The organism is Bacillus sp. FSL R5-0439, from assembly GCF_038008805.1.
Taxonomy (GTDB): domain Bacteria; phylum Bacillota; class Bacilli; order Bacillales; family Bacillaceae; genus Bacillus; species Bacillus safensis.
The window spans coordinates 2879369-2894304 of record NZ_JBBOZW010000001.1 but is presented as its reverse complement, the minus strand read 5'-3'; the positions used below and the strand labels follow the sequence as shown (position 1 = coordinate 2894304).

At 41.0% G+C, this 14936-nt stretch carries 18 protein-coding genes; 13 read left to right on the top strand and 5 right to left on the bottom strand.

What is annotated here, in order from left to right:
- The first annotated feature begins 120 nt into the window (after positions 1-120).
- Together NST59_RS15000 and NST59_RS14995 are read left to right on the top strand one after the other, a co-directional pair.
- On the top strand, positions 121-450 hold the full coding sequence (locus NST59_RS15000; protein ID WP_034282615.1) for a YuzD family protein: 330 nt from the start codon (positions 121-123) through the stop codon (positions 448-450).
- A 100-nt stretch (positions 451-550) separates the two neighbouring features.
- Positions 551-781, top strand: coding sequence for a hypothetical protein (locus NST59_RS14995; protein WP_039181181.1), 231 nt, complete (start codon positions 551-553; stop codon positions 779-781).
- Positions 782-831: 50 nt separating this feature from the next.
- Here the strand turns inward: NST59_RS14995 and NST59_RS14990 are convergent, their stop codons facing one another.
- The gene (locus NST59_RS14990) at positions 832-1899 is read right to left on the bottom strand and encodes an NAD(P)/FAD-dependent oxidoreductase (RefSeq protein ID WP_034282611.1); all 1068 of its coding nucleotides are present in this window, start codon (positions 1897-1899) and stop codon (positions 832-834) included.
- Between the two features lie 255 nt (positions 1900-2154).
- Here NST59_RS14990 and NST59_RS14985 point away from each other — a divergent pair, with 255 nt between their 5' ends.
- From NST59_RS14985 to NST59_RS14975, 3 genes are all read left to right on the top strand, one after another.
- On the top strand, positions 2155-2391 hold the full coding sequence (locus tag NST59_RS14985; RefSeq protein WP_008346813.1) for a YuzB family protein: 237 nt from the start codon (positions 2155-2157) through the stop codon (positions 2389-2391).
- Between the two features lie 270 nt (positions 2392-2661).
- Positions 2662-3516 (top strand): diaminopimelate epimerase, encoded by an 855-nt coding sequence (gene dapF, locus NST59_RS14980; RefSeq protein ID WP_341040798.1) that lies wholly within the window; start codon positions 2662-2664, stop codon positions 3514-3516.
- A gap of 74 nt (positions 3517-3590) precedes the next feature.
- Positions 3591-3953, top strand: a complete 363-nt coding sequence (locus tag NST59_RS14975) for a HesB/IscA family protein (RefSeq protein ID WP_024423354.1) — start codon at positions 3591-3593, stop codon at positions 3951-3953.
- 297 nt (positions 3954-4250) lie between these two features.
- On the opposite strand, the gene NST59_RS14970 is transcribed toward NST59_RS14975, so the two are convergent.
- A complete protein-coding gene (locus NST59_RS14970; protein ID WP_180272439.1) occupies positions 4251-5018 on the bottom strand; it encodes a MerR family transcriptional regulator in 768 nt (255 codons plus the stop codon).
- Between the two features lie 216 nt (positions 5019-5234).
- Between NST59_RS14970 and NST59_RS14965 the strand changes: the two genes are divergently transcribed.
- Positions 5235-5441 carry a hypothetical protein gene (locus NST59_RS14965; RefSeq protein ID WP_012011136.1) on the top strand — a complete coding sequence of 69 codons (207 nt, stop codon included), beginning with the start codon at positions 5235-5237 and terminating at the stop codon, positions 5439-5441.
- Between the two features lie 46 nt (positions 5442-5487).
- On the opposite strand, the gene yumC is transcribed toward NST59_RS14965, so the two are convergent.
- A complete protein-coding gene (gene yumC, locus NST59_RS14960; protein ID WP_039181175.1) occupies positions 5488-6486 on the bottom strand; it encodes a ferredoxin--NADP reductase 2 in 999 nt (332 codons plus the stop codon).
- A gap of 390 nt (positions 6487-6876) precedes the next feature.
- On the opposite strand from yumC, the gene NST59_RS14955 reads away from it, so the two are divergent.
- The 4 genes from NST59_RS14955 to NST59_RS14940 all read left to right on the top strand — a co-directional run bounded on the left by NST59_RS14955 (position 6877) and on the right by NST59_RS14940 (position 9501).
- Positions 6877-8094 (top strand): NAD(P)/FAD-dependent oxidoreductase, encoded by a 1218-nt coding sequence (locus NST59_RS14955; RefSeq protein ID WP_024423350.1) that lies wholly within the window; start codon positions 6877-6879, stop codon positions 8092-8094.
- A gap of 135 nt (positions 8095-8229) precedes the next feature.
- Entirely contained in the window at positions 8230-8355 is a 126-nt protein-coding gene (locus NST59_RS14950; protein ID WP_158333015.1) for a YuiA family protein, read from the top strand.
- An 81-nt stretch (positions 8356-8436) separates the two neighbouring features.
- Positions 8437-8757 carry a YuiB family protein gene (locus NST59_RS14945; RefSeq protein WP_039181171.1) on the top strand — a complete coding sequence of 107 codons (321 nt, stop codon included), beginning with the start codon at positions 8437-8439 and terminating at the stop codon, positions 8755-8757.
- Between the two features lie 99 nt (positions 8758-8856).
- Positions 8857-9501 (top strand): 3D domain-containing protein, encoded by a 645-nt coding sequence (locus NST59_RS14940; RefSeq protein WP_039181168.1) that lies wholly within the window; start codon positions 8857-8859, stop codon positions 9499-9501.
- A gap of 40 nt (positions 9502-9541) precedes the next feature.
- Here NST59_RS14940 and NST59_RS14935 read toward each other — a convergent pair whose 3' ends face one another.
- Complete coding sequence (locus NST59_RS14935) at positions 9542-10018, bottom strand: divergent PAP2 family protein (protein ID WP_024423347.1); 477 nt, start codon at positions 10016-10018, stop codon at positions 9542-9544.
- Positions 10019-10342: 324 nt separating this feature from the next.
- On the opposite strand from NST59_RS14935, the gene NST59_RS14930 reads away from it, so the two are divergent.
- From NST59_RS14930 to NST59_RS14920, 3 genes are all read left to right on the top strand, one after another.
- Positions 10343-11833, top strand: coding sequence for a leucyl aminopeptidase (locus tag NST59_RS14930; RefSeq protein ID WP_341040797.1), 1491 nt, complete (start codon positions 10343-10345; stop codon positions 11831-11833).
- Positions 11834-11974: 141 nt separating this feature from the next.
- Positions 11975-13303 (top strand): Na+/H+ antiporter family protein, encoded by a 1329-nt coding sequence (locus NST59_RS14925; protein ID WP_341040796.1) that lies wholly within the window; start codon positions 11975-11977, stop codon positions 13301-13303.
- Positions 13304-13462: 159 nt separating this feature from the next.
- Positions 13463-14239 carry a sporulation protein gene (locus tag NST59_RS14920; protein ID WP_129192967.1) on the top strand — a complete coding sequence of 259 codons (777 nt, stop codon included), beginning with the start codon at positions 13463-13465 and terminating at the stop codon, positions 14237-14239.
- Between the two features lie 39 nt (positions 14240-14278).
- Here the strand turns inward: NST59_RS14920 and NST59_RS14915 are convergent, their stop codons facing one another.
- Positions 14279-14875, bottom strand: a complete 597-nt coding sequence (locus tag NST59_RS14915) for a biotin transporter BioY (RefSeq protein ID WP_341040795.1) — start codon at positions 14873-14875, stop codon at positions 14279-14281.
- Positions 14876-14936: the final 61 nt, after the last annotated feature.

Below are 14936 nucleotides of genomic sequence, written 5' to 3'. Positions count from 1 at the left end.
GATTGGTTTCAAAGTTTCCTTCTCATTATAGCACAATCTCATCTTGAAACAAAAAGTGATTTTGACTTTTTTCATCCAGAAAATTCAGCTAAAATGAAGAAAGAATAGGGGGCTTGTCAAATGAACAAAACTGTCGATCTTTATGTATATGGAAGAGATGTACTGTGCGCTAGCTGTGTGAATCTGCCTTCTTCAAAAGATACATTTGAATGGTTAGATGCAGCATTAAAACGAAAATATCCGAATCAGCCATTTCGCATCACATATATTGATATTGAGCACCCGCCAGAAAACGAACAACAAAAGGAATTGTCTGAACGAATTCTTGATGATGAATTCTTTTATCCACTTGTCTTAGTAGAGGATCAAATCGTTGGAGAGGGCAATCCGAAATTAAAAGACATTTATCAAGAAATGGAGAAATACGGGTACAAGGAGAGCAGTGAATAAGCTGTTCTTTTTTTGAAGAATAAAACGAACAAACGTTCCTTTTTTGTATTGAAAAAGAACATTTGTTCGTTTATAATGAAATGAAAGGAGCGTGAGCATCATGAATTATTTACTGAAACAATCTCTTCATCAGCAAGTACCGATTGAGATGATTTATATGAAGAAAAACGGAGAGTGCACAAAGAGAAAAATCATTGTACACCGTCAAACGGATCAGCTTATCCAAGCGTATTGTTTATCGAAGAAGACGATGAGAACTTTTCGTAAAGACTGCATTCTTGCCCTTGCTCCGATCAAATGGACCAACTCATCGGCACATGCCGTTTCATAGAAAAAAGCTCCCTCGTCACGAAGGAGCTTTGAGAAAAAATTCACATGATTTTAGCCGTTGTGATGCTTGTACATCCAAAGGAGTCCAGATTTCAGGAGTCTTGGCACCCGACCAACAAGTGGACGATCAGCCACTAAGCCAAAGCCGGCTTTTTTCCCTAAAGAACCTAAAACACCTTTTAGCTTAAACTGTGGATAAGCCTCAGGAAGCGGCTCATTTTTCCAGCGTTTTTGCAGAGATTGGACAATTTGTTCTGCCTGCGCCTCAGCAAGCTGTGCACTTGGGGCATGAGGCAGACTTGCGCAGTCACCTACGACATATACATGCTCATCCCCTGGAAGATTATGATGAGGAGTTAATACGACGCGGCCTTGTGCGTCTTTTTCAACATCCATCTCTCGTACCACTTTGCTTGGCTGTATTCCTGCTGTCCATACGATGACATCTGCTTCAATCGCGTCATCATGGTTGTAAACGACACCTTCTTCAACCTTTGTAATATTGGCACAGTTAATGATCTTTACGTCATTTTCTTCAAACCACTTTTGCACATACAAACTTAATCTTTTTGGGAAGCTTGATAGAATCAACTCTCCGCGGTCAAAAAGAATAATGTTTAAATCAGCACGGCTTTCTCTTAGTTCACTGGCCAGCTCTACCCCGCTAAGTCCAGCACCGACGATGCCAACCGTTGCACCTGCGCTCAAATTGTTTAATTTGTTATACGCATGTCTTGACTGATCAATGGTTTGAATGCTGTATGTATGTTCTTTTGCACCAGGGACATTATGATACTTGTCCTCACAGCCGAGTCCAATCACCGTATCATCATACGGAATCGGTTCACGGTCGCTGAATAAGATCTGTTTGTTTTCAATATCAATTTTTTCTACTTCCCCGTATTGAATATCCAGCTTCGGATGCTCTGGAAAAGATACTCGAATGTGATGATCAGAGATCGTTCCAGCAGCAAGTGCATAATATTCTGTTTTTAAACAGTGGTAAGGATTTCGATCAATTAATGTGATAGTGACATCATCAGGTAATTGATTTGGCAATAAGCGGTGGAGAACCCGCATATTCCCGTAACCTCCGCCGATCAAGACTAAATTTTTCATGACGATTCTCCTTTTCCCCGTAGACATTGAAAAACACTTATACTAAAAAACTTTAAGTTAAAATACCAAATAAAATTATATCGAATTTACTGTGAAACCACAATAATTGTTTCAAAATAACCTACATATTCATCAGTTAGTCCTAAATAGTAAAACATTTTACGAGGAATAGGCGTAACGATACAGATGAAGCTCATATTTTGACTAATACAAGGAATTTCGGTAGGATGGTAAGGCAATGTGAGGTGAAGCACAGTGTTTCCACTGATCGAATTTTGTGTAAGTAATCTTGCACAAGGGTCTCAAGAAGCAAAAGAGAAGCTTGAAAAAGACCCAAACCTAGACGTAATGGAATACGGCTGTTTAAGCTATTGCGGCAAATGTATGGACTCCCCATTTGCACTTGTGAATGGAGAATTTGTTTCAGGAGAAAATGCAGAGCAGCTAGTCGAGCGTATTTATGCTTTTATAGAGGAAAACGACATGTTTTAAATGCACCACATAGGTCATGAGGTGCATTTTTTTCACTCTTCCACCTTCCATTTTTAAGGAGAATGAATAGAAAGCGCATCCAATATGTTATGCTAATAAAATATCATCAATATGAAGCATCACACGAGAGAAAAAGAGGCATATGCATAATAAAAGCCCTTTGCCATGGCAGCAAAGAGCTTCTATGTATGAAAAACGGGGGATGATAAGATTGTCTCCTGAATCGACTCCTTTTATACTATAAAGAAACAACATTTTTGGAGGAAGCTCATGACATCATTTCAATTCACGAAAATGCACGGATTAGGAAATAATTATATTTACGTTAATCAGATGAAGGAACAGCTTCCAGAAGAGCAGTTATCAGAGATAGCGATCCGCGTTTCTTCTGTTTATACAGGAATCGGTTCTGACGGGATGATCCTGATTTGCCCATCAGATGTTGCACCTGTGAAGATGCGCATTTTCAACAATGATGGATCAGAGGGCAAAAACTGTGGTAACGGGCTGCGCTGCGTTGCAAAGTATGTGTATGAGCATGAAATTGTGACGGACACAACGTTCCAGATTGAGACATTGTCAGGACTCGTTGAAGCTACCGTTCACGCTCAGGATGGTCATGTTCAGCTAGTCACAGTAGATATGGGAAAACCACGTTTTGAAAAAGAAGCGATGCCGATGCTTGGTGAACCGGCCAGCACAACAATTAATGAGCCGCTTGATTTCGGCACTGCGAATTTAAATGGAACAGCCGTTTCAATGGGAAATCCGCACATCGTTTTTTATTTAGAAGACATTGAAAAAGCGCCTCTTCATACACTTGGACCGATCATCGAAAAACATGACATGTTCCCAGAAGGCGTCAATGTAGAATTTGTCGAAGTTGTCAGTGAAACCGAACTGCATTTTCGTGTGTGGGAAAGAGGCTCAGGCATTACACAGGCCTGCGGAACAGGGGCTTGTGCTGCGGCTGTATCCACAATTGTGAATGGGCAGGCGAAAAAAGAAACAGACATGACAGTTCATTTAGCAGGCGGAGACCTCATCATTCGCTGGAAAGACAATGACCACGTGCTTATGACAGGACCTGCGGAGACCATTTGTGACGGGATATTTTATCTCTAAACCATTTATTTGAGAAAAGGCATCATCATGTTTATAATTGAAAAAGAAACATCCAGTCAAAAGGAGGGATGATCATGAGTACACCAGTAACCATTACAGAAGCTGCTGCACTGCAGATTAAAGATATGATGAAAGAACATGAAGAAGAAAATGCGTTCCTGCGAGTGGGCGTAAAAGGCGGCGGCTGCAGCGGTCTTTCGTACGGCATGGGCTTTGACCATGAAGTCTCAGAGAAAGACACGCAGTTCGAGCAGCACGGCATCAATGTCCTTGTCGACTCCGAAAGCCTTGATATCATGAACGGAACCATCATTGATTTCAAACAATCACTAATGGGCGGCGGTTTCACGATTGACAATCCAAACGCCATCGCATCATGCGGGTGCGGTTCTTCTTTCAGAACAGCAACGAATACCGGTACGCCTGAAGAGTGTTAAGAGTTAAAGCGATTCATTCTGTAAAACCATTTGTATAATGAAGACCTCCTCATATTAATCATTTTCTTGAGGAGGTTTTTTGTGTTGTTTTTAAAGATGCAAAAAAAGGACATGACTTCAATCACTCAGCACGTCCTCTTTATAAAGATATTTAATTAGAAAAAAGCTCGCAGTTTCTTAGTATTTCCTCTGTTCATCTTTCACATCTTTTCAAAAGGTTTCATCATGGTGTGTCGGAAAAAATGTTCTTTGTTGTGTTTCGTTGAGAATAACGTTTCGTATTAATCGATTGTATTCTCAATCATCATTTTCAAAGCTGTTCCCTCTTTTATGAAGAGTAGTAAAGACTTTCATCGCTTCGCTCATAAATGATGCCAAGCCCTCACCATAACGATCTATATTCTTTGTGAAACGTTCATCTTGAATATAGAGTTGGCCTAAACCGTAAAAAGCATCAAGAGAGTAATAACGAAAGTTTTCGTTTAAAAAGTCGTACCATTGTTTGATGACGATTTGCACCTCTTTGGATTTAGGGGAATGGCTGCGAAGAGAGGCTAGTTTATTCAATATGCTATCCCAGCTATCAGATAATTCAATTTGTTCATCTTTAGACAAATGATTTAGTTTTGAGCTGACTTCATCAACAGCTTGATTTCCCCAACGGTGACGAGCTTCTTCTTCATATTGACTAAATTTCATATTCATATTCTCAAACCTCTCTTTATATGTGTATTGAGTTTCTCCCGTTAAATGTTGTAGCGTCTTATCAATATTTCCGATCATTTTATTGAGATTATCTCGTTTCTCTATTAACATTTTTCTTTGTAGCATAAATGCTTCTTTCTTATTAAATGAAGAATTGTGCATCATCTTTTGGATTTCCTTCAATGGAAATCCAAGTTCCCTGAAAAATAGTATTTGCTGTAATGTTTCAAGGTTTTCTTCTGAATAGAGCCGATAACGATTATCTGTGACTTCACTTGGAGTCAATAAACCAATCTTGTCGTAATGATGAAGTGTACGAATGCTAATACCAAATAATTCAGCTACTTCTTTCACTTTCATTTCAATTCACCTCTCTTGATATCCACTATAAAATATGACGTTGCGTTAGGGTCAATCATCTTTTTAAAAATTTATATCATTGTTGATCTTGTTTGTGTTTTTTTCGAAAATCGCTCAATTTTGTTACAGCTGGCCCGAACAACTGGCTATTTCCACTCGAAAAGAGTATCATGAAAACCAAACATAAACTGTAGTGAGAAAAGAGGTTGCTGAGGTTTGAGTGAACAAATCAATTGCAGGAACTGTCATGAACTGATTCCGTATCGTTCCAAAACGTGTCCAGCTTGCGGGATTGAGAAGCCGCTTCCGAAAAAGGAACGTGTGAAGGATCGGGTGATTTTGGTTGTGGCAGGGATTGTTGTGGTGCTGCTTGCTGCAATGGTACTTGGAATGGCAAATGCCTATATTGGGGTTTTTAAATAAACGAAAAAGGAGTTCCGCGAGTGGGAACTCCTTTTTTGATCCGTTCTTATTTGTTTTCAAATAAGCTTGTGGAATGGAGAGGCTGTACACGGGCTTTCGGGTCCATGTAGGCTTTCGCATTGTTGACAGCAGTTGGTGCTTCACCAAATCCGCTTGCAATCAATTTGACTTTTCCTTCATACGTGCAGATATCTCCTGCCGCATAGAAGCCTTCGATGTTTGTTTCCATTGTAGATTTCACTACGATGGAGTTCTTTTCGATTTCAAGGCCCCATTGTTTGATTGGTCCAAGGGAGGAAACGAAACCGAAGTTGACGATCACATCGTCCACATCAAGCACTTGTTTTTTGTCGCCTTTGACTTCTTCTAGCACGATCTGTTCAATGCGGTCTTCACCAATGAGCTCAGTTGGCACAAATGGAGTCAGCACATTGACTTTCGAGTTGTGCAGGTTTTCTACACTGTGCTCATGTGCGCGGAATTTATCGCGGCGGTGAATGATGGATACTTCTTTTGCGATTGGTTCAAGCATAAGTGCCCAATCCACCGCAGAGTCTCCGCCGCCAAGAACGGCCACGCGTCTGCCGGCAAATTGGTTCAGGTCATTAATGAAGTAGTGCAGATTGCTTCCTTCAAATGATTCTGCTGTATCCAATTCAAGCTTTCTCGGTTGAAATGCACCGTTACCAGCTGTGATGATGATCGTTTTAGAGTAATGAACCTCTTGATTTGTGACAAGTTTAAAGATCCCATCTGCTTGCTTTTCAACTGTTTCAACTGCCTGCTCTAAGCAAATGGTTTGATCAAATTTATCCATTTGTTCCTTTAAGTTATCAACTAATTCTTGTGCGCGGATTTTTGGGAAACCAGCCACATCATAAATATATTTTTCAGGGTAAAGAGCGGATAGTTGACCGCCGAGCTGAGGAAGGCTTTCAATGATTTTCACACTTGCCTGTCTCATGCCTCCGTAAAACGCAGTAAACAATCCAACTGGGCCGCCCCCGATAACGGTAATGTCATATACCTTAGAATCTTCTTGCATTCCTTTAATCCTCCCAAATGAAAATTGTTATCACTATATCATATCATACCACATATCGTCGTTTGACTTGTTTTGAAAAACTTGTCGTTTTTTGATGCTGAAGCTTTGAAAAGGAGGAAAAAGTGAGAAAGACCGTTTATCATAAGGATTTTCAGTTTAAAGCCTTGAAAATTGGAGCAGAACTCGCTATTATTGTTAAGGGAACTAAATATTAATTTTTTATGAATTTTTGTCGGATACGGTCAAATGCTTTCGTTTTATGTAGGTGAAAGTTCAGATTTTCACATACTTATTTTTTGTTTAAATTTCATAAAATGCCGCAAAGCGGTTGAGAATAACGATATGTAATTCTTTATCCGTTTTACAGCAAATTTAAAAAAGGTGGATGTGATTCCAGTGAATAAACCGAAAATCGTTGTATTAGGTGCAGGTTATGGCGGATTAATGACTGTAACAAGATTAACAAAACAGCTTGGCACAAATGATGCGGATATTACTCTTGTGAACAAGCATAATTATCATTACGAAACAACATGGTTACATGAAGCAAGTGCAGGTACACTTCATCATGACCGCTGTCGTTATCAAATCAAAGATGTGATTAACAGTTCCCGTGTCAACTTTGTACAAGCAACAGTTGAAAGCATTGATAAGGAAGCGAAGAAAGTTGTGACATCAGATGGCGAACTTTCTTATGATTACCTTGTTGTTGCACTTGGTGCTGTTCCTGAAACATTTGGTATTGCAGGACTGAAAGAATACGCATTCTCAATCTCTAACATCAACTCTGCTCGTCAGCTTCGTGAGCACATCGAGCTTCAATTTGCTACGTATAATACGGATGCTGAAAAACGTCCAGAGCGTTTGACGATCGTTGTCGGAGGCGCTGGATTCACAGGTATTGAGTTCCTTGGTGAGCTTGGAAACCGTGTGCCTGAGCTTTGCAAAGAGTATGACATTGATCAAAAAGACGTGCGTATCATTTGTGTAGAAGCTGCGCCAACAGCTCTTCCTGGATTCGATCCAGAATTGATCGACTATGCGATGAACTACCTTCAAGGTAAAGGTGTTGAGTTCAAAATCGGTACAGCGATCAAAGAATGTACGCCTGAAGGTATCATTGTTGGAAAAGACGATGATACAGAAGAAATCAAAGCTGCAACTGTTGTTTGGGCTGCAGGTGTACGCGGTAACCCAATCGTTGAAGAAGCTGGTTTTGAAAACATGCGCGGCCGCGTAAAAGTTTCTCCAGATCTTCGTGTACCAGAAAATGATGATGTCTTCATCATTGGTGACTGTTCATTGATTATCAATGAAGAAATCAACCGTCCATACCCACCAACTGCACAAATCGCTATGCAGCAAGGTGAAACAGTAGCGAAAAACCTTGCAGCACTAGTAAAAGGCGGTTCTCTTGAAAGCTTTAAGCCAGACATCAAAGGAACAGTTGCTTCTCTTGGTGAACACGACGCTGTAGGTGTTGCGTTTGGTAAAAAACTTCAAGGAACAAAAGCTTCTGCAATGAAAAAAATCATCGACAACCGTTCATTATTCATGGTTGGCGGACCAGGACTTGTTCTGAAAAAAGGAAAATTCAAGTTCTTCTAAACCGATATAGACAAAAACGTGTATCCCTGTGGTACACGTTTTTTCATGTTTGACGGAATATTTTCTCACTTGGTACTGGACAGAAAAATATGTTATGATGAATTATCAGAAAATTTAGATTAAGGAGTGAGCAATATGAATGCACAAACAAAGGAAAAAACATCAGCCTGTCAATATTGTTCAGGAAAAGGGTATTTTCAGCTATTGCTCGGCGGATCTGAAACGTGTGAGGAATGTAAAGGGACAGGAAAGAAGCGTTAATCGTTCTGCTTTTTCCATTGATTGACTTCATCTCTATTTCCAAGTTAAACTAATGATGGGATATTTGGGGGTGGAGATGAAGTGATCAGTTTACCAGTCGTTATCATTTCAGTTATTTTATTTTTCGTGTTATTCTTTGGCATTGGTTTTTTGCTCAATATGCTGCTGAGAATGTCATGGATTATGGCTATTTTATATCCAATTGTATGCCTTTTCATTATTAACAATCAAAAGATGATCGCTTATGTAAGAGAGCCTGGCACTGCTTTTTCAGGAATAGGAGACCGGATCGTCTCACTCGCTGCGGCAGATATCATCATCTTATTAAGCGGCCTGATTGGTGCGATCGCATCAGGTTTTGTCATTAATGCACTTCGAAAAAGAGGGTATCAAATGTTTTAACTCACTTGTGGACACGCAAGTGGGTTTTTTTGTTTCTCCTTTGCATAGTTTCCATTTTGTTTGGAAACAAATAGATGGGTAGAGGAGTGACAAATAGAGATGAAAACATGGATGAAACGATTGTTCATGACAGCGCTATTCATGATTGCACTTTTGACAAGCTTTACGGGCATATCTGGAGTCGAACCAAGTGATTTAGCTGCGTGGGTGAAAGAGACCGATGCGGGCAAGCAAGTATCTTCTTTTTTTCAGCAGCCAAAAAGGGAAACGATGGCACTCAAAAGTGAAGACATGCGATCTGTTTCTCTCGAAGAGGCGTTTAATTGGAACGATTACCCGAAGCAGAAGGTTGTGGCAACCGGCTATACAGCAGGTGTGGAATCAACAGGCAAAACGAAGGAACATCATGCATATGGCATTACATATTCAGGCGTCAAAGTGAAACGTGATTTATATTCAACAGTGGCAGCCGACCCATCCGTTTTTCCGATTGGAACGGTGCTGTTTATCCCAAACTATGGCTACGGTGTCGTTGCAGATACCGGGAAAGCGATTAAAGGTCATAAGCTTGATTTATACTATGAAACCGTTGATGATGTGTATAGAGAATGGGGTAAAAAAGTGCTCGATGTGTATATCATCAAAAAGGGTGAAGGGACGTTAACGGAAAAAGACTTAAATCAGCTCAATGAAGCAGAATCGATGCAAGTATTCCGTCAGCAGTTTCAAGCCAATAAAGAATAAAAAAGCTTTGGGCCATTTAAGGTCCAAAGCTTTTTCGCTTCTACATGAAGTAATAATCTAAGATGAGTGTCAGCAAGATCCCTGTTAAACCGCCGAAGAAGACTTCAATCGGCTTATGACCAAGAAGCTCTTTTAATTTCTTTTGCTTTTCTTTTTCTTCCGCATTTGGGAAATTCTTTGCTTCGGAAACAAATCGGTTAAAATCTGTTACGAGCTTGTTGAGAACAGTCGCCTGTTCTCCTGCCTGTCTGCGAACGCCTGTCGCATCAAACATAGTAATAATGGCAAAGATGGCGGAAATGGCAAAGATAGATGTATCTAGCCCGTGCTCTAAAGCCACTGCTGTGGAGAGTGCTGTTACTGCTGCGGAGTGTGAACTTGGCATTCCGCCTGTGCTTGTAATGAGCGACCAATCTAGTCGTCTAGAAATAATAAATTGAATCGGTACTTTTACAAATTGTGCAAAAAAGATGGCTGCTAGGCTGGCAAGCAGCGGAAAATTCGTCAGTACGCTCATGAACAAGAAACATCCTCTCTTTAAGAAAAAATATCGTGCGAAATGATGAACTAAAAATCCTAGTATGATGAAAAAATGATAGCAGTAAAAAATGCTGCCAAGTCCATGTTCATTATAACATTAAAGAAACTAGATGTGGAACGAGGAGAACACGGACAGGCTGCTTAGGTTTTCGGTGCTTTTTCATGATGCCCTTCCACGTGTGAAAATATAAATGTTCATCAAGTAAAGACAGACTGGCAATGATCGTATAGGCACGCAAATTTTGATATAATAGAAGTTCCAATGTGAAAAATGGAGTTCATTAAGGAGCGTGTGATAAATATGTTTTTCTCGACAAATGAATTGCAGCATAAAGATACACTGGCGATCGGACTTTTTCAAAAGAGCCAATTATCAGGAAAAGCAAAAGAAATGGATGAATTACTTGAAGGAAGAATCACTGAATTATTAAAAGAAGGCGATATTTCATCCAAACGAAATCAGCTTTCGAAGTTTTTCCCATCCCCTGAAACAGGCATCAAACGCATTTATTTTGTCGGGCTTGGGAAGGAATCAGATTACACGTTTGAAGAGGCAAAAGAAGTGTTTGCCCATTTATTTAAAAAGCTTCATCAAGATAAAAAGCAAGCGGTTTCTGTCTTGCTGGATACGTTTGTTGGAAAGGATCTGCCTGCTCAAGATGCAGCCCATGCCCTTTCTGAAAGCTGCCTTTTAGCTACATATGAATTACAGGATTTTAAACATAAAACAAATGAACCAGATCGCTTTATCGAGTTTGTTTATGCAACGACGGAGCATGATCAAGCTGAAATTCAAGCGAGTCTGAAAGTCGGGGAAGTATACGGACAGTCAGTCAATTCGGCCCGTACCCTTGTGAATATGCCGCCGAACATGCTCACATCCTCTGATCTCGCTTCGTATGCGGCAGAGCTTGCATATAAATATGAATTTGAGATTGAAATTTTAGATAAAGAACAAATGGAAGAGCTCGGAATGGGCGGTATTTTAGCCGTCAATAGAGGCTCAACAGAACCGCCAAAACTCATCGTGCTGAAATACCAAGGCAAGGAAGAATGGACAGACGTCATCGGCCTTGTTGGTAAAGGCATCACGTATGATACCGGCGGCTACTCTTTAAAGCCAAGAGCGAGTATGGTTGGCATGAAAACAGATATGGGCGGCTCAGCCTCTGTTCTAGGCGCAATGGAAATCATCGGAGAACTTCGCCCAGAGCAAAATGTCATTGCGGTCATCGCCTCAACGGATAATATGATTTCCGCAGACGCTATGAAGCCGGATGACGTCATTGTGTCACTAAGCGGTAAAACAATCGAAGTGCTCAATACAGATGCAGAAGGCCGTCTTGTTTTAGCAGATGGGGTGACATATGCGAAGCAGCACGGTGCCTCTATCCTTATAGACGTGGCAACATTAACAGGCGGTGTCATTGTGGCGCTTGGAAATGAGACAACAGGTGTGATGACTAATAACGATAAGTTGTACGCTCAGTTTAAAGAAGCATCAGAAGAATGCGGTGAAATGATTTGGCAGCTGCCAATCACGGAAAAAGATAAGAAACGAGTTCGAAACAGCAAAATGGCTGACCTCAATAACTCACCAGGCCGTGATGGTCATGCGATCATGGCAGGGGCTTTCATTGGTGAATTCGCAGAGGATACGCCTTGGGTTCACTTAGATATTGCAGGAACTGCAACAACAGAAAAACCTTCATGCTTTGGGCCAACAGGGGCAACAGGTGTGATGGTAAGATCACTTGCTACATTTGTGGAACGATTTGAAGGAACAAAATAAAGGATAGGGCTCTGCCGGATGGCAGAGCTTTTTTTATGTAGGACATACGCCATTTGACGAAGTTTTTTTTCTATGGTAACATACGTTGGTACTTTAATTATCTACTACATTAGTAAACTAAAGGATTTCGGGGGTTTCACCATGAATGCAGTTGTTTTAGCGGTTGTTTTAATGTTGATATTAAGCTTGCTGCGGGTCAATGTCGTGATTGCGCTGGCAATAGGCGCTTTAGCTGGCGGACTTGCAGGTGGATTAGGCTTGGGAGGAACAGTGAACGCCTTTACGGACGGACTCGGAGGAAATGCAACCGTGGCGATTAGTTATGCGTTATTAGGGGCATTTGCTGCGGCACTGACGAAAACAGGTCTACCAGATGCTATGGTTGAAGGAGCAGTGAAGCTTCTAGGAAAAGAAGGGGATTCAAGACGGAAAACACTATCAAAAGTGCTCATCGTTCTTGTCATTTTGATCGTGTCCTGTTTTTCACAGAACGTCGTTCCTGTTCACATTGCCTTTATCCCAGTCTTAATTCCGCCGTTATTAAAGGTGTTTAACGAGCTTCAGATTGACCGCAGACTGCTAGCGTGTGTCATTACCTTCGGACTCACTGCACCATATATATTACTTCCAGTCGGTTTTGGACAGATTTTCCACGGAATGCTTCGTGACAATATGAAGGAAGCGGGTCTGACCGTAAACCTTGCAGATATTCCGTATGCGATGCTGATTCCTGTAGCAGGAATGGTTCTTGGCTTGATTGTTTCCATTTTTGTCTATCGAAAGCCGAAGGAATATGAGAATCGTGAAATTACAGATGTAGAGAAATCGGCTTATACGAAAAAAAGCTTATTCTTTGCCGGTCTTGCTATTCTCGTTTCGTTGATTGTCCAGCTTTATCTATCGCAAAGCCTTGGTGTGGAAGGAATGATCTTCGGTGCACTCGCAGGACTGCTTGTCTTGTTTGTGACTGGAATGATGAAACGCGATGAAGCAGATGAACTCATTACATCTGGAATGAATATGATGGCATTTATCGGTTTTGTTATGCTTGTTGCCGCTGGGTTTGCCAACGTTTTAACAAAAACAGGAGACATTGAATCTCTTGTCAAAGCATCTTCCCAATTTATCGGCAACAGCCAGAGCCTTGCAGCGATTTTAATGCTGCTTGTCGGCCTGCTTGTGACAATGGGGATCGGATCATCATTTGCAACGATTCCGATTATTACAACCATCTTTGTTCCACTTTGCTTACACTTAGGATTTAGTCCAATGGCCACCATTGCCATTATTGGCTCTGCTGCGGCTGTTGGAGATGCAGGTTCACCTGCAAGTGACAGTACGCTTGGACCAACATCTGGATTGAATATGGATGGACAGCATCACCACATTTGGGGAACTTGTGTCCCGACTTTTATCTATTATAATATTCCGCTTGTTCTGTTCGGCTGGCTGGCGGCGATTATTCTGTAAAATGAAAAGCTTGTAGAGAAAACGATGATGTTTTTTCTATAAGCTTTTTTGTTGTTCGCAGATGAAAAAATAATTAGGACAAAAGTATGAATTAAATGAATCTTTCTTCCTCTATCTTACGTATATATGCTGATAAAAATGAAAAGGGGAAGATGGGATATGTCATTTTTTAAAAAGCTAGCGGCAAGTGCTGGGATTGGTGCAGCGAAAGTAGATACCATTTTGGAGAAAAACGCTTATTATCCAGGACAAGAAGTAAAGGGAACTGTCCATGTAAAGGGCGGGAAAATTGCTCAGGACATCCGCTATATCAATGTCAAGATTCAAACACAGTATGTGATTGTGAAAGATGATGAAGAGCAAAGAAAATATGCGAATATCTTTACTTTACGGGTGACGGATTCTTTTACCATCCAGCCTGGAGAAAAGCATGAATTTCCGTTTTCATTTATTCTTCCTATCGATACCCCGATGACGATCGGAAAAGTAGAAATTGCAGTAATGACAGACCTTGATATCCAAGGCGGAATCGATAAATCTGACTATGACCGCATTTTCGTTGAAGCACACCCTTGGGTGAGAAATGTACTGGAGGCCACTAGAAATCTTGGCTTCCACCTAAATGAAGCAGACTGTGAGCAAGCACCTTACTTTCAGCGGCGCCTGCCATTCGTCCAAGAATTCGAGTTCATTCCGACATCAGACTACTATCGCTATATGCTTGATGAGCTAGAGCTGATTTTTCTGATAGATGAAGGCGGCTTAGACATTGTTTTTGAAGTCGACCGCAGAGCAAGAGGCCTGAGAGGATGGCTCGAAGAGATGTATAATGAAGGAGAACAGCTTGCGCGCTACCGCTTCAGTCCATCAGATCTTGAAAATGTAGAAGTGCTTGAAGGAATGCTAGAACAAATCATAGATCAATACGCTGAGTAATGATGAAAAAAGAGCCTGAATGATGACAGGCTCTTTTTTCTATGATACAGCTTCTTGTTTTCGAAAGGATGTGGCTTTGGATACAGAGCGATAAATTTTAGGTGCCAGCATCGCAAGTAATATAGTCAATGCGTAGTCTTTTACCATAAACCAGATCATAAAGAACCATGTGGTTTGATAGGAAATCGGTGCATTGAGCCATACATTTAATGCGAGGTATGTATAGGTCGTTCCAATCACATACATCACGGTCGTACCAGCAATGGCTGCAAGCAAAAAGCGACCAAAGCCAGGGTTTTTTCTTTTTTCCAGAATGAATCCGGCAAGCCAGGCAGCAGGGATGTATGATAATACAAAGCCGCCGCTTTTGCCTAAAATGACCCCAAAGCCCGCAGAGAACTGAGCAAATACTGGTGCACCAGCAATTCCAATCAAGGCATAGACAATCATAGCTAATGCCCCGAGCCGTCTGCCGAGTAAGAGACCGGCAAGCACACAAAAAAACGGCTGCATCGTAAGTGGAATTCCGCCGACCTGTAAAAACGGCACAATGGATGTAATATTGGCCCCGATAGCCATGAGTGCAGCAAACATTCCGACTAGCACAAAGTCAGCAGTTCGTGTCTTCTTTTGCATGATGTTTCCCCCTGTCTTATCTGTACAAATAGATTAAGGGGAAGAAGAAATTTTGTCAACT

Coding starts and splice junctions, on each gene's coding strand:
- NST59_RS15000 (WP_034282615.1), top strand. CDS start 121: ATGAACAAAACTGTCGATCTTTATGTATATGGAAGAGATGTACTGTGC.
- NST59_RS14940 (WP_039181168.1), top strand. CDS start 8,857: ATGAAAACATGGATGAAACGATTGTTCATGACAGCGCTATTCATGATT.
- NST59_RS14970 (WP_180272439.1), bottom strand. CDS start 5,018: ATGAAAGTGAAAGAAGTAGCTGAATTATTTGGTATTAGCATTCGTACA.
- NST59_RS14990 (WP_034282611.1), bottom strand. CDS start 1,899: ATGAAAAATTTAGTCTTGATCGGCGGAGGTTACGGGAATATGCGGGTT.
- NST59_RS14915 (WP_341040795.1), bottom strand. CDS start 14,875: ATGCAAAAGAAGACACGAACTGCTGACTTTGTGCTAGTCGGAATGTTT.
- NST59_RS14930 (WP_341040797.1), top strand. CDS start 10,343: ATGTTTTTCTCGACAAATGAATTGCAGCATAAAGATACACTGGCGATC.
- NST59_RS14995 (WP_039181181.1), top strand. CDS start 551: ATGAATTATTTACTGAAACAATCTCTTCATCAGCAAGTACCGATTGAG.
- dapF (WP_341040798.1), top strand. CDS start 2,662: ATGACATCATTTCAATTCACGAAAATGCACGGATTAGGAAATAATTAT.
- NST59_RS14925 (WP_341040796.1), top strand. CDS start 11,975: ATGAATGCAGTTGTTTTAGCGGTTGTTTTAATGTTGATATTAAGCTTG.
- NST59_RS14975 (WP_024423354.1), top strand. CDS start 3,591: ATGAGTACACCAGTAACCATTACAGAAGCTGCTGCACTGCAGATTAAA.
- NST59_RS14950 (WP_158333015.1), top strand. CDS start 8,230: ATGAATGCACAAACAAAGGAAAAAACATCAGCCTGTCAATATTGTTCA.
- yumC (WP_039181175.1), bottom strand. CDS start 6,486: ATGCAAGAAGATTCTAAGGTATATGACATTACCGTTATCGGGGGCGGC.
- NST59_RS14920 (WP_129192967.1), top strand. CDS start 13,463: ATGTCATTTTTTAAAAAGCTAGCGGCAAGTGCTGGGATTGGTGCAGCG.
- NST59_RS14935 (WP_024423347.1), bottom strand. CDS start 10,018: ATGAGCGTACTGACGAATTTTCCGCTGCTTGCCAGCCTAGCAGCCATC.